Here is a 12,370-nt window from a genome sequence, read left to right as displayed (position 1 = left end):
AAAAGAGGTGAAGGATAAGGCAACCGCCTTATTCAAACGAGTATGAACGGTCTTTATATAGGTTCTATGGGTATGATGAATTACATGCAGCGTATTAATGTTCATTCGAATAACGTTGCAAATGCTCAAACGACAGGATTTAAAGCAGAAAATATGACTTCTAAAGTATTTGATGTACAAGATACATATCGCCGCGGAGATGGTGCTGTAACAAATATCGGTTCGGTCGATTACGCTGTAGTACCAGCAGCAACGCATGTGAACTTAGTACAAGGAAATATTCAAATGACAAATAGTGCTACAGATTTCTTTTTAGACGACGGAATTGCTGGCACAGCATCGTTTTTCGTTACATCTAAAAACGATGAAACGTTTTTAACGAGAGACGGTAGTTTTACATTAAATAGTGATCGTTATTTACAAACATCTTCAGGTGCTTTCGTAATGGGAGAGAATAATGAACGTATTCGTATTCCAGAAGGAGTAAAGGTCGCTGTACAAGCAGACGGTACGTTATATGATGCGGTAACACAAAATAATATTGCTCGCCTGCAAACAAAAACAGTAGGTGCAGAAGCGAATAATCGTCTCGTACAAAGAGAGAACAAAAGCTTTACACTAGCAGAAGGAAACATTGCTGATTTACCGAACGGAGTAGGGACAGTAAAAAATCATATGCTAGAAAATTCAAATGTAGATATGACGAAAGAGATGGCTGATCTTATGACGGATCAAAAAATGATTTCAGCGTCACAACGCGTTATGACTTCATTTGATAAAATTTATGAAAAAGAAGCGAATGAAATATTGAGATAGGAGACTTCCGTTAGCGGGAGTCTTTTTTTATTTTAGTTTTAAATTTCAGAATTATCAATTGACTTTGCGGGTCTGCTTTTTTATATTAGTAGGTATACTAATAACTACTAATATATATGTTGTTTGGAAATGAGAGTTATATAGAATGAGAGGGGATTACCGATGGATGAAATTATAAAGGAGTTACAAAAGCTAGGTTTTTCCCAGTACGAATGTAAAGCGTATATTGGACTACTAAAACATTCCCCAGTAACTGGGTATGAAGTGAGTAAACAAACAGGAGTACCTCGTTCTATGATTTACGAGGTACTCGGTAAGTTAATGGATAAAGGAGCAGTGCATATCGTTCCTACTGAACCAGTAAAATATGTACCAGTACCAGCTACCGAATTAATGAATCGAATGCGAAAAGATTTTGAAAAGTCCTTTGAATTTTTAGATGAGAAATTAAATGGTTTAGAACAAGAGCGACAAATAGATGTAATTTCGCATATTCGCTCAAATGATCGTGTTGTAAAAGAAATTTGCAATATAATTAATAGAGCGAAGGAAGAGTTATGGATTTCTATTTGGGAAGATCAAGTACATGAAATTGAACCATATATTCATCAGAAAGAAAAGGAAGGTGTACATATATTTTCAATCTTATTTGGTGCTCCAAATACAAAAATAGGCGCGACGTTTCACCATAATTATATGACACCCCACGTTGTAGAAAAGAGAATGGGTGGTCATTTAACTGTTATTGCTCGTGATGGAGAGGAAGTATTAATTGCGAACTTCTCAAATGATAGTACTTCATGGGCCGTTACAACATATGATCCAGCTTTAGTTCTCGTTGCTACAGAGTATGTACGGCACGATATTATGGTCGAAGAAATCACGAAGGAGTTTGGAGCTGATAAGTTAGATATGTTATGGCGTGAAAATATAGATTTAGTCCATGTCGTAACAGGAAAACGAACGATGAAAGGAATGGAGGATGATACGGATGAGTAAAGCTCAGGCACATGTAGCTTTGCAAAGGGATGATACATTTCAGCAAGGAGTAAAAGATTGTTTACCAACTGTATTTGGTTATTTAAGCATCGGTATAGCAGCTGGTGTAATCGCAAAAACAGCAGGTTTCTCCATCGTTGAAATTGCGTTTATGTCCACTTTAATTTATGCAGGTTCTGCCCAATTTATATTAGCTGGTATGTATGCAGCTGGTGCGCCTGCTTCAGCAATTATTTTTACCGTCTTTTTTGTTAATTTACGCCACCTTTTAATGAGTGCTGCGCTCGCGCCGTACTTTACGAAACTTCCTCTACTAAAAAACGTAATAATCGGTTCTCAAATTACAGATGAAACGTTCGGTGTTGCTGTGCAGCATGCAGCGCAAAAAGGATATTTAGGTGAAAGATGGATGATCGGTTTAAATGTCACAGCATATTTAAATTGGATTCTTGCTACTATTATTGGCGGGTTGTTTGGTGAGTGGATACCAGATCCGCATACGTACGGCATGGATTATGCATTACCAGCAATGTTTATCGGGTTATTTGTCCTTCAGCTCATAAGTAGTAAACCGAAACTAGCAATTCATCTTACTGTTGCAATTGTAGCAATTATAATTGCATACGTTTCACACTTATTTATGCCAGATAGTATAGCGGTTATTATCGCAACATTACTAGCTGCGACGATTGGAGTTGTGATTGAAAAATGGAAATGAGATTGGATGTAATACTACTTTTATTAGCAGCAGGAGCTGTCACACTTGTGCCACGTATTTTACCTCTACTCGTATTTAGCAAACTTCAAATTCCGGACTGGGGTTTAAAATGGTTAAATTACATACCAATTGCGATATTAGCAGCACTTTTAGCACAAGTATTATTTATGCATGAAACGATGCAGTGGGATTATCTTATTGCAGCAATTCCAACATTTCTTGTAGCAATATATACTCGTAGTTTATTAGGTACAGTATTAACAGGAGTGATTGTGATTATTTTGTTACGTTTCTTTTTCTAAAAAGGATTACGCTCATATAATAGCGAAAAGTGTAATAACATGAAAGATATAGGGGTGGTGTTATGATACTTTTAACGATAGGAGCAATTTTGTTAACGTTGTTTATTTTCTTTATTATCGGCTTCATTACGTTTATGATGTTTGTTGATAAGGCGACACCTCAAATATATTATACACCTTGTGAATCAGTGACAGTGAAAGATAAAGGTAAACATAGAAGGAAGAAAAGTTGAATGGTGGCTTTTCTTCCTTTTATTTTATCTGATTTTTCTGTATATTTTAAGTTAGTTATCCAACTAACTTAAAAGGAGGTCGTAGAAGTGGCAAAACCGAATGTTGTTAATAAAGAGAAGTTACTAGAAGCAGCAAAATCAATTATTGCAGAGCACGGGATGGAAAGGTTGACATTAAAAGCAGTTGCAGAAAGTGCTCAAGTTACGCAAGGTACCGTATACTATCATTTTAAAACGAAGGATCAATTATTACTTGAAGTAACTGAATCATTTTGTAAAGCGTCATGGGAACAAATAGGAAAGGATGTACAGTTAGAGAAGGCTTTACAGTCTGCGGAAAGTAGATGTGTGAAGGATTCAATGTATCATCATTTGTTTTTTCAATTAGTAGCTAGTGGATTACAAAATGATGCGATGAAAGATAAAATTGGTGGATTGTTACATTATGAAAATCAAGAATTAAAAGAAGTGTTAAATAAAAAAATAGGAGATACAATGACATCTCAAATTTCAACTGAAACATGGAGCGTTTTATGTAATGCATTAATTGATGGATTGGCATTGCAAGCATTATTCAATCCATCTTTTTCTACAGAGAAAGTATATGGTGATTTATATATGCTATTGGAAAAGGTTACAGTGCTACAAAAGGGAGGTAATGACAGTGAATAATAAATTTTGGCTCACTATTTTATTTTCGATTGGCGTTTGGTTTTTTGCCTCAGCATTCTTCATTATTTTCGGTTCTTCCTTTTTATTAGAATACACTTCAAATAGATTTTTTCTACAATTGACGTTTCTTGAATTAGGAACAGCTATAGCTTTATACTTTGTAATGTGGTTATACAAAAAACTAGATACTACGAAATATGCAGTTATTAAGTTAGGTATATGCGGTACAGCAATCGGTTTAATTTTAGATTCTTACATCTTATATCATTCTTCTAATCTATTCTCACAATTCTCCTCACAGCAAATTATATCATTTACCATTTGGATGGTTATTGCCTATGCATTATATTTAACGATCCCTTTCGTCATGGAACGAAAAAAAATGTTGTAAAGAGGTATGTTATCCTCTTTACAACATTTACATCCCTGAAAGAACTAACAACAATAACCCAAATAGAAAACTAATAATGGAAAGAAAACCGATACATATTGAGAACACACGATTGTTTCGCCATTCGCGCCAGAAAACGATACATCCTAAAATACAAAGAACAAACCAAATGGGCAAGAATATGAACTCGCTAACTTTCTCGGGGAGTAACGAATAAAAAGATGTTAAATATAAGATCCAATTTGTAAAAAATAAAATGTAAACGATAATAGATTGTAAGTAGGGACGTTTGGAAAACTTCCCTTTTTTAACTGTTATAAAAATGATAGTTAGCACAAATATAAAGGCAATGAATATGAAAATAAGTAAGAGTAATGTAAGTGTCATTTAGCTCTCCTTTATCCGACTTTAATGGGCAGTAAGACCCCCACCTCAAAATTCAGCGAAAGCAAAGAATTTAGGTGGGGGGATCAACTGCCCATAAAAGTCCGATTGGTTCAACTAATAATCAGTGGGGGATGAAGAAAACCCCCACTGATTAAAGTTTCACTTTATAAAAGTGTTTTTTACAAGAAATGCATCTATTAGAGAGTATGCTTGCTTTGTAGAGTGCTCGTTATATTTTTCAGTGTACGGATTTAGAAACCCATGTTCACCATGTAGTTGTTTAATTTCTAATAAAGGATTTTTTTGTTGCTGCAACGACTGAATGAAAGAGGATACTGAAAAACTAGCTTCTTTTTCAGGTAAAATAAGTAAGGTAGCACATGTTGGTTTTATATGAATATAGTCACGTATACGGGAACCGTAACATCCGATAATAAAATCTATTTTCGGATTGTTACTACATAGCCATGAGATAGTAGCGCCAACACTAAAGCCAATAAGTCCAATATGTGTATAATTATTAGAAAGATGAATAATGAATTCTTCAATTTTCTTTTTGCCTTCATCAAATCCAATATGATGCATAAAAAAATGATATGCTTTTTCTTCATCACTATAATGAAATGCATGGTGCGATTGTAGAAGATTAGGACAGAATACATCTATATGAGATGAAGTGAAGTGGTGGATAACGTGATGCATATGGTCATTCACACCATATATTTCATGAACAACAACGAGAGCTAATTTTTTCTTCATCGCTACAATGTACCTCTATGAAACTTAAATTCTTTCTCGACAAGGCATATACGCAGATGGAAGTTTTCATACCATTGCTCACGGCCTCTTTTTTTCGCTTCTTTATGTAAGGCGTTCTGTTTCCAATTTTCAATTGCTTCAAGTGATTCCCAATAAGAAATTGTGATTCCGAGCCCTGAATGATCTCGCGCACTTTCTACACCTAGAAATCCAGGTTGCTGTTTTGCGAGTTCCTCCATTTTATCGGCAACTGTACTATAATCTGCTGTATCATTAGATAAATTGGAAGTGAATATAACTGCATAATAAGAATTGTTTTTTTCTAAATTAGATGCCATTATTTTTCCTCCTTAATATAGTGTGAATAATTAATCCATAGTTTGTATTTTAGCAGGTCACAAAAAGAAAAGAAGTAGAAAATTCTTATTTTTTCAGCTCCTGTAAAATAGAAGATAGAAGAAATTTATAATAAGTAATCTAAAAAAAGAAAAATGCCACTTCAAAAAAATGAAGTGGCATTTCTTATATTTCCTCTAAGCTATTAACTGGAACTGTTAATTCGCGTCCTGGGTTTTTTACTTCATATATGCGGGCGGTTTCATTGCTTTCGTCGACGTGTTGAATCATAACAGGCATGCCTTGAAAACTAACATTCGCTTGCTCCGCTGACACAGAAAGCTCTTTTGCACGTTGAATATTCATTTATATTCCTCCCATCATTATTATCTTTGCTAAAAAAGAGGAATAATATACCATTTCGAGACGTTCTTAAAGTTTTTGTATTATTTGTAATGTTTCTTTAATAAAAGAAGAGAAAATAGAGTCTGGATACGATTGTATCATTTTATTTGCTTTTGTTGCTTCTTCAAGAGCTCTTTTTTTATCATTCAGTTTAACGTAACAAAGTGCACGATATGCACCAGCTGTTGTAAGCCATGCTTGATCCAGTGGATGGTTCATATAATCTGGTATAATACCACGTTGCAATGCTTGTAAAGCTTCTTCGTAACGTTTTAATCCGTATAAAGCTTTTCCTTTTTCAAGATAATACAATCCGTCGTCTTGAAAAATGGGTTGATCTTTTAGTTTTTCTCGAAATTGTTCTAGATGTTTTAATGCGATTGTATATTCATTAGTAATCGTGTTGTAGTAGTAAGCTTTTAAAATGTCAATTATCGCAATGGATAGAGTATCTTCTGTAAAAATGGCAAATTGCTCAGATTTTTTTATGTAATATAAATATTGCTCTTTATCGACTGTAATCACTTTTTGGTAAGATAAAATACGGTAAAATTCGTCTGTTTTATAATACACTTGATGCTTTTTTGAAAATGCGAGTGCTTCTAATATCGTTTCTTCACATTTTTCATAATCGCCACATGCTAGTAATATGATGGCTTCATATAAACATAATTCAATATGTATAATAAGATCCATTTCTAAATGTTTCTCTTCATAGTCATTTCTAATATTAGATATAAGTTGTAAACATTCTGCATACTTTTTACGTGTGAATATCGCAAAAGTTAATTTTAATTTTGTTTCCGTACTGTCACGGTATAACTTATATTTTTCGAAAATAGAAACAGCTTTTTCTACGTAAGATTCAATATCGTAATCTTTCATAATCGCCGCAGCAGTTACAAATTGTTTGTATAAACGAGCTGTATTTAAAGTAGAAGGTAGCTCTGTTTGAACGATAGGTAGTAAAGTCTCATACACTTCATCACATTTGTTTTCCTTTATGAGTTGCTCCATTTTTGTAATGAGTTCTACAATTTCTCCATCATCATCTTCTAATAAAAAACTCGTTTCACATTCTAGTTTTTCAGCGATATATTGTAATGTTTTCATGGAAGGTGTAGCTTTTCCATTTTCAATTTGACTAAGCATACTTTTTGTAAGTTCCGAACCTGCCAGATCTGTTTGTGTAAGTTTTTTTTCTTTTCGTAATGCTTTAATTTTTTCGCCGAGAGTTGCCATATTATTGCTCCTTTATAACTGGAAAGTTAAATTGTATTTAACTTTTTGTTGTAAAAATTAGAAAGTCGATTATATAATAAGTTTAACACAATTTAACTTTTAAGGGGAGAGAGTCGTTATGGGAGATGTAAGTATAGGTCAACATGATGCAAGAATGAAGATTGCAACGAGAAATATTATTTTAATGATGATTGGAAAGATGACGTCTTTATTAGGGGCAGGAATTTATACATTTGCCATGGGGTTATACGTTTTAAAGACAACTGGTTCAGGAATGGGTTTTGCAACTACGCTCGTTTGCGGATCACTTCCAAGGATGATCTGTGGTCCGATTGCGGGTGCTGTAGCTGACCGTGTGAATCGAAAATGGCTTGTCATTGGTACTGATTTATTAAGTAGCTTAACGATGCTTATTATGTTTATTCTTGCTACTATATTTGGACCATCACTTCTTTTTATTTATGTTTCAGCAACATTATTATCAATTTGTGCCAGTTTTTATTCTGTTGCATTAACTTCGTCTATTCCGAGTTTAGTAAATGAGGAACGTATTCAAAAAGCGAGTGCTTTAAATCAAACGGCAGCTTCTTTATCAAATATTTTAGGGCCGATTATTGGCGGAGTTGTATTTGGTTTCTTTTCCATTAAGTCGTTCTTTTTATTAAATAGTATTACGTTCTTTTTAGCGGTTATTTTGCAATTATTTATCGTATTTGATTTATATAAAAAAGAAATGGTTGAAAGTAAGGAGCATTTCTTAACGAGCATAAAAGAAGGATTTGCATATGTAAAACGACAGCATGAAATATATGGTTTAATGAAAATAGCGCTGTGGGTAAACTTTTTTGCGTGTGGGCTAACTGTTGCGCTTCCATATATTATCGTCCATACATTGCATTTATCTTCAAAGCAACTCGGTACTGTAGAGGGAATGTTAGCAGTCGGGATGCTAATGGGGGCGATTGCTTTATCAGTGCGTAAAGAAGTGAATAATCCGTTTCGTTCTATTTATACGGGACTGTTTTTATTTGCAGGTTTAAGTTTATGTACAGTATTCCCGTTGTTAGTTACCATTCCAAAAGTGGCAAGTTTTATTTACTATATTGCTTTTATGATGTTAACGGGTATTGCAATTATGATTGTAAATATTCCGATGCAAGTACATATGCAAAAAACGACAGATCCGAGCTACTTAGGGCGTGTGTTTGGACTACTTGAAACAATTGCTACTGCAATCGCGCCACTCGGTATGATTGTATATGGATTATTATTAGACATGTTGCCAACTAGCATTGTTATGATGACAATAGGCGGAGGGTTATTGTTAGTTGTATTAGTTGGGGTAAAGCAGCATATGGCGAAAAAACAAGTAGATGTGTCCGTTTGAAAATAATAAAAATGACCAAATTAGTATTTTAGTTTTTGAAACTCTTTTTCATGTATGTTACAGTATAGTGAGCAGACAAAGAAAAGGAGAAAACATCATGAAAAAATTAAGTTTTGTTATGCTTTTTCTGTTAGTCGTAATGGCTGGATGTAGTAATTATGGCACGTATATTGATACAGGTATGCAATCATTGAAAGATGAAAAATATAGTGATGCAACGATGTGGTTTGAAAAAGCGGAAAAAGAAAAGTCAGGAAATGAAGCGAAATCATATAAAGAAATGGCTGAGAAAATGGATCGCGGAGCTACAGCATTAAAAGATGGTAAGTATTTAGAAGCGAAAGACATTGCAAATGAAGTGTTACAAATGAAAAAAGACGATGCACTTGAAAAAGCTGTAACATCAAATGCAGAGAATATGCTTCAAAAAGCAAAAGATGTAGAAGAGAAAGTGAATGAAAGAGTAGCAAAGCGGAGAAAAGTAGAAGAAGAAGGAATCGATAAACTTATTAAAGCTGTCGATAGTATAGATGATGTGAAAGAAAAAGAGAAAAAAGTTTCAGAAGCATTAGATAAGGCTGAAGAGGCGCAAGCAAAAATTGAAGCGAAGAAAAATAAATAGAGTTATAGTTTAAAAGGCTGTCGTATATAACGACAGCCTTTTAATTTTTTGCTGCATAAGAAGTGATGTTATGTAGTAAAAAAGAAATAATTTTAGAATTCCATCTGTCTTCATGATGAATCGTATAAATGTTACGTTGAAATTCAAATCCAGGGATGGGTATATAGCATAGCTCATTTCGGTGTACTTCTTGTTCGATAGCGAGTTTAGAAATAAAAGCCACTCCATTACCATATTTTAAAATTTGTTTCATCGTTTCTAATGAATCTAATTCAATTTCAGATTGGAACGTAATGTTATGTTCTAACATCCATTTTGTAAGTAAATCTCTCGTTGTAGATGGATTACGATGCAATAATATACGTTCCTTTTCAATATCTTGTAATGATACATTTTCTTTTTTTGAAAAATGATGTTCTTTGGAGAAAGCAAGAACAAGTGTATCAGGCATTATTTTTGTTTTTTGTAAAAGTGATTCATCGAACGGTGCTGCGGAAATTACACCGAGATCAATTTCATGATTTTGTAGCATCTTCCGAATTTCAGGAGCGGTTTTTACCATAAGTGTTATTTTTATATTTGGAAATTCGCATTGAAATTGGTGAATGATTTCTGGTAAAAGATAAGTCGCTGGTACATAGCTAGCACCAATTGTTATAGCACCTTTATGAAAATCTTTAAACTCTTGTGTGACCCGTCTAGCTTCTTTCATAAGCGCATCTATTTTACAAGCATAATGATGCAGTGCCTCACCAGCCTCTGTTAAGAAATATCTTCCAGAACGTAATTCAAATAAAGGTACACCGAGTTCCTCTTCTAAACTTTTTATATGGAATGTAATAGTAGGTTGTTTCACACCAAGTTTTTCTGCAACAATCGTAAGTTTTTTGTATTTCTTAATAAGTACTACAATTTCTAATTTTAAGAGATTCATTATGAGTTGCCGCCTTTTTATTTTAACTATAGAAAAAATCTATAGAAATAAATAGTTTATTAGAAGTTTTTTAATTTAATCTTTACAGTACATTAATATTCAGTATAAATCTTCCATATAGAATGAAAGCAAGTTAATAGTGAGGGGAGAGAGGTGATACGATGGATATTAAAATTTATGGATTAGAAAAGAAGTTTGGAAAAACGCAGGCGTTAAAACCGTTACAAATTGTCATGAGACAAGGCGAATTCACCACACTTTTAGGACCTTCTGGATGCGGGAAAACGACTTTACTTAGAATGATTGCAGGACTTGAAGAGCCAGATAAAGGTGAAATATATTTTGGGGATAAGTGCATGTATTCTAGTGAGAAAAAAATTAAAACATCTCCTCATGAACGTAATATCGGGATGGTATTTCAAGATTTTGCTTTATGGCCACATATGACAGTGTTTGAAAATGTTGCATTTGGTTTAAGAGCTACAAAGCAAACGAATCAATTACGGGAAAAAGTTGAAGATGCAATAAAGAGAGTTCGATTACAAGGGATGGAGAAAAGATATCCGCATGAACTTTCTGGTGGACAGCAACAACGTGTCGCATTTGCTAGAGCGATTGTAACGAGACCGCATTTTATTTTGTTTGATGAACCGCTGAGTGCACTCGATGCGATTTTGCGAGAAGAAATGCGATTAGAGCTTATGGACATCGTTCATTCAATTGGTTTAACGGCATTGTATGTTACTCATGATCAAACAGAAGCTATGTCAATGTCAGATCAAATTATTGTTATGAAACAAGGAGAAGTACTACAAAAAGGAACACCAGAAGACATTTATGTGAAGCCATCTCATGAATTTGTTGCAAAATTTGTTGGTAAAGCAAATTGGCTTGTAGAGGGAAAACAAATGGTTCGGCCAGAGCATGTAAGCTGGACGAAAAATGAAGTGTGCGAAATGTATAAAGGTGAAATTCAGAACGTTACATATGTAGGAGAACGGTATGAAATGAAAGTAAACATGGGTGCACTTGGAATATGGACAGCTTATCACAATAGTAAATTAAGCATCGGTAAACCAGTATCGTTATATGTGCCCAAAAAATGTATTCATCATATAGGGGGAGAATCGTATGAAGAAATTCAGTTCGCTTAAGTCTTTATTTGTATGTACTTTATTATTTTCGGCTGTAGTAACAGGGTGTAGTTCAAAGACAGGCAATGCAGATGCGAAAAGTAAAACGACGAATGAAAAGAAAATTGTTGTATATAGTGCAGGACCTAAAGGATTAGCAGAAAAGATTCAAAAGGACTTTGAAAAGAAAACAGGTATAAAAGTAGAAATGTTTCAAGGAACAACAGGTAAGATTTTAGCGAGAATGGAAGCTGAAAAGAAAAATCCAGTCGTGGATGTAGTCGTACTTGCGTCGTTACCAGCGATGGAAGGATTAAAAAAGGATGGACAAACGTTAGCTTATAAAGAAGCGAAACAAGCTGATAAGCTTCGTTCTGAATGGTCGGATGATAAAGGACATTATTTTGGATATAGTGCTTCAGCGTTAGGGATTGTGTATAACACAAAAAATGTGAAGACAGCGCCTGAAGATTGGAGTGACATAACGAAAGGGGAATGGAAAGGAAAAGTGAATCTTCCAGATCCAGCGCTTTCAGGATCAGCTTTAGACTTTGTAACAGGATATGTGAAAAAGAATGGAAAAGATGGTTGGAATTTATTTGAACAGCTTAAGAAAAATGAAGTTACAGTAGCGGGGGCAAATCAAGAAGCGTTAGATCCAGTAGTAACAGGTGCGAAAGACATGGTCATTGCGGGCGTTGATTATATGACGTACAGTGCAAAAGCAAAGGGTGAATCGGTTGATATTGTTTATCCAAAAAGCGGAACAGTTATTAGCCCGCGTGCAGCAGGGATTATGAAGGATAGTAAAAACGTAGAAGGTGCAAAAGAGTTTATTGATTATTTATTATCAGATGATGTGCAAAAACAAATTGCTAAAGCGTATTTATTGCCAGGTAGAACAGATATGAAAGCTGAAAATAGACCGAATGTAGAAGAGATTCCAGTATTAAATATTGATTGGAAAACAGTTGAGAAAGAACAAGATGAAATAGGAAAACAATTTAAGAAAGTATTTCAATAAGATGGTGATT

17 protein-coding genes are annotated in these 12,370 nt (G+C 34.2%); 11 read left to right on the top strand and 6 right to left on the bottom strand.

Annotation, left to right across the window (positions count from 1 at the left end):
• The first annotated feature begins 42 nt into the window (after window positions 1-42).
• The 7 genes from AC3WVA_RS15125 (at window position 43) to AC3WVA_RS15095 (ending at window position 4,131) form a co-directional block, all read left to right on the top strand.
• Window positions 43-816: a flagellar basal-body rod protein FlgG gene (locus AC3WVA_RS15125; RefSeq protein ID WP_098345384.1), complete on the top strand. Its 774-nt coding sequence runs from the start codon at window positions 43-45 to the stop codon at window positions 814-816.
• 162 nt (window positions 817-978) lie between these two features.
• On the top strand, window positions 979-1,815 hold the full coding sequence (locus tag AC3WVA_RS15120; RefSeq protein WP_098345383.1) for a TrmB family transcriptional regulator: 837 nt from the start codon (window positions 979-981) through the stop codon (window positions 1,813-1,815).
• Complete coding sequence (locus tag AC3WVA_RS15115; protein WP_098345382.1) at window positions 1,808-2,533, top strand: AzlC family ABC transporter permease; 726 nt, start codon at window positions 1,808-1,810, stop codon at window positions 2,531-2,533. The genes AC3WVA_RS15120 and AC3WVA_RS15115 overlap by 8 nt, the downstream gene beginning before the upstream one ends.
• Entirely contained in the window at window positions 2,524-2,835 is a 312-nt protein-coding gene (locus AC3WVA_RS15110) for an AzlD domain-containing protein (protein ID WP_000425935.1), read from the top strand. The genes AC3WVA_RS15115 and AC3WVA_RS15110 overlap by 10 nt, the downstream gene beginning before the upstream one ends.
• A 62-nt stretch (window positions 2,836-2,897) precedes the next feature.
• Window positions 2,898-3,068, top strand: a complete 171-nt coding sequence (locus AC3WVA_RS15105; protein ID WP_048527177.1) for a DUF3951 domain-containing protein — start codon at window positions 2,898-2,900, stop codon at window positions 3,066-3,068.
• 87 nt (window positions 3,069-3,155) lie between these two features.
• Window positions 3,156-3,740 (top strand): TetR/AcrR family transcriptional regulator, encoded by a 585-nt coding sequence (locus tag AC3WVA_RS15100; protein ID WP_417902561.1) that lies wholly within the window; start codon window positions 3,156-3,158, stop codon window positions 3,738-3,740.
• Window positions 3,733-4,131 (top strand): DUF5367 family protein, encoded by a 399-nt coding sequence (locus AC3WVA_RS15095; protein WP_142320966.1) that lies wholly within the window; start codon window positions 3,733-3,735, stop codon window positions 4,129-4,131. Before AC3WVA_RS15100 ends, AC3WVA_RS15095 begins: the two co-directional genes overlap by 8 nt.
• Window positions 4,132-4,158: 27 nt before the next feature.
• Here the strand turns inward: AC3WVA_RS15095 and AC3WVA_RS15090 are convergent, their stop codons facing one another.
• The 5 genes from AC3WVA_RS15090 to AC3WVA_RS15070 all read right to left on the bottom strand — a co-directional run bounded on the left by AC3WVA_RS15090 (window position 4,159) and on the right by AC3WVA_RS15070 (window position 7,260).
• Entirely contained in the window at window positions 4,159-4,518 is a 360-nt protein-coding gene (locus AC3WVA_RS15090; RefSeq protein ID WP_098345379.1) for a hypothetical protein, read from the bottom strand.
• A 159-nt stretch (window positions 4,519-4,677) separates the two neighbouring features.
• A complete protein-coding gene (locus tag AC3WVA_RS15085) occupies window positions 4,678-5,277 on the bottom strand; it encodes a dienelactone hydrolase family protein (protein WP_098345378.1) in 600 nt (199 codons plus the stop codon).
• A gap of 2 nt (window positions 5,278-5,279) precedes the next feature.
• Entirely contained in the window at window positions 5,280-5,615 is a 336-nt protein-coding gene (locus tag AC3WVA_RS15080) for an antibiotic biosynthesis monooxygenase family protein (protein ID WP_048527180.1), read from the bottom strand.
• 184 nt (window positions 5,616-5,799) lie between these two features.
• Window positions 5,800-5,979: an H-type small acid-soluble spore protein gene (locus AC3WVA_RS15075; protein WP_001025740.1), complete on the bottom strand. Its 180-nt coding sequence runs from the start codon at window positions 5,977-5,979 to the stop codon at window positions 5,800-5,802.
• 66 nt (window positions 5,980-6,045) lie between these two features.
• Window positions 6,046-7,260, bottom strand: coding sequence for a helix-turn-helix domain-containing protein (locus AC3WVA_RS15070; protein WP_098345377.1), 1,215 nt, complete (start codon window positions 7,258-7,260; stop codon window positions 6,046-6,048).
• Window positions 7,261-7,378: 118 nt separating this feature from the next.
• Between AC3WVA_RS15070 and AC3WVA_RS15065 the strand changes: the two genes are divergently transcribed.
• Both AC3WVA_RS15065 and AC3WVA_RS15060 read left to right on the top strand, forming a co-directional pair.
• A complete protein-coding gene (locus tag AC3WVA_RS15065; protein ID WP_098345376.1) occupies window positions 7,379-8,647 on the top strand; it encodes an MFS transporter in 1,269 nt (422 codons plus the stop codon).
• Between the two features lie 97 nt (window positions 8,648-8,744).
• Entirely contained in the window at window positions 8,745-9,269 is a 525-nt protein-coding gene (locus tag AC3WVA_RS15060; RefSeq protein ID WP_048527183.1) for a COG3014 family protein, read from the top strand.
• A 40-nt stretch (window positions 9,270-9,309) separates the two neighbouring features.
• Here the strand turns inward: AC3WVA_RS15060 and AC3WVA_RS15055 are convergent, their stop codons facing one another.
• On the bottom strand, window positions 9,310-10,203 hold the full coding sequence (locus AC3WVA_RS15055) for a LysR family transcriptional regulator (RefSeq protein ID WP_098345375.1): 894 nt from the start codon (window positions 10,201-10,203) through the stop codon (window positions 9,310-9,312).
• A 161-nt stretch (window positions 10,204-10,364) separates the two neighbouring features.
• On the opposite strand from AC3WVA_RS15055, the gene AC3WVA_RS15050 reads away from it, so the two are divergent.
• Together AC3WVA_RS15050 and AC3WVA_RS15045 are read left to right on the top strand one after the other, a co-directional pair.
• Window positions 10,365-11,357, top strand: a complete 993-nt coding sequence (locus AC3WVA_RS15050) for an ABC transporter ATP-binding protein (protein WP_098345374.1) — start codon at window positions 10,365-10,367, stop codon at window positions 11,355-11,357.
• Window positions 11,335-12,360, top strand: coding sequence for an ABC transporter substrate-binding protein (locus tag AC3WVA_RS15045; RefSeq protein ID WP_088315112.1), 1,026 nt, complete (start codon window positions 11,335-11,337; stop codon window positions 12,358-12,360). The genes AC3WVA_RS15050 and AC3WVA_RS15045 overlap by 23 nt, the downstream gene beginning before the upstream one ends.
• The last annotated feature ends 10 nt before the right edge of the window (window positions 12,361-12,370 follow it).

It is taken from the genome of Bacillus sp. EB106-04-02-XG92 (genome assembly GCF_058791995.1).
Note: the sequence above shows the minus strand (reverse complement) of the source record. Positions and strands in the feature narration are given on the sequence as shown.

Bases quoted from the DNA above. Each gene is read 5' to 3' on its own strand.
- AC3WVA_RS15125 (WP_098345384.1), top strand. From the start codon at position 43: ATGAACGGTCTTTATATAGGTTCTATGGGTATGATGAATTACATGCAG.
- AC3WVA_RS15120 (WP_098345383.1), top strand. From the start codon at position 979: ATGGATGAAATTATAAAGGAGTTACAAAAGCTAGGTTTTTCCCAGTAC.
- AC3WVA_RS15115 (WP_098345382.1), top strand. From the start codon at position 1,808: ATGAGTAAAGCTCAGGCACATGTAGCTTTGCAAAGGGATGATACATTT.
- AC3WVA_RS15110 (WP_000425935.1), top strand. From the start codon at position 2,524: ATGGAAATGAGATTGGATGTAATACTACTTTTATTAGCAGCAGGAGCT.
- AC3WVA_RS15105 (WP_048527177.1), top strand. From the start codon at position 2,898: ATGATACTTTTAACGATAGGAGCAATTTTGTTAACGTTGTTTATTTTC.
- AC3WVA_RS15090 (WP_098345379.1), bottom strand. From the start codon at position 4,518: ATGACACTTACATTACTCTTACTTATTTTCATATTCATTGCCTTTATA.
- AC3WVA_RS15085 (WP_098345378.1), bottom strand. From the start codon at position 5,277: ATGAAGAAAAAATTAGCTCTCGTTGTTGTTCATGAAATATATGGTGTG.
- AC3WVA_RS15080 (WP_048527180.1), bottom strand. From the start codon at position 5,615: ATGGCATCTAATTTAGAAAAAAACAATTCTTATTATGCAGTTATATTC.
- AC3WVA_RS15075 (WP_001025740.1), bottom strand. From the start codon at position 5,979: ATGAATATTCAACGTGCAAAAGAGCTTTCTGTGTCAGCGGAGCAAGCG.
- AC3WVA_RS15070 (WP_098345377.1), bottom strand. From the start codon at position 7,260: ATGGCAACTCTCGGCGAAAAAATTAAAGCATTACGAAAAGAAAAAAAA.
- AC3WVA_RS15065 (WP_098345376.1), top strand. From the start codon at position 7,379: ATGGGAGATGTAAGTATAGGTCAACATGATGCAAGAATGAAGATTGCA.
- AC3WVA_RS15060 (WP_048527183.1), top strand. From the start codon at position 8,745: ATGAAAAAATTAAGTTTTGTTATGCTTTTTCTGTTAGTCGTAATGGCT.
- AC3WVA_RS15055 (WP_098345375.1), bottom strand. From the start codon at position 10,203: ATGAATCTCTTAAAATTAGAAATTGTAGTACTTATTAAGAAATACAAA.
- AC3WVA_RS15050 (WP_098345374.1), top strand. From the start codon at position 10,365: ATGGATATTAAAATTTATGGATTAGAAAAGAAGTTTGGAAAAACGCAG.
- AC3WVA_RS15045 (WP_088315112.1), top strand. From the start codon at position 11,335: ATGAAGAAATTCAGTTCGCTTAAGTCTTTATTTGTATGTACTTTATTA.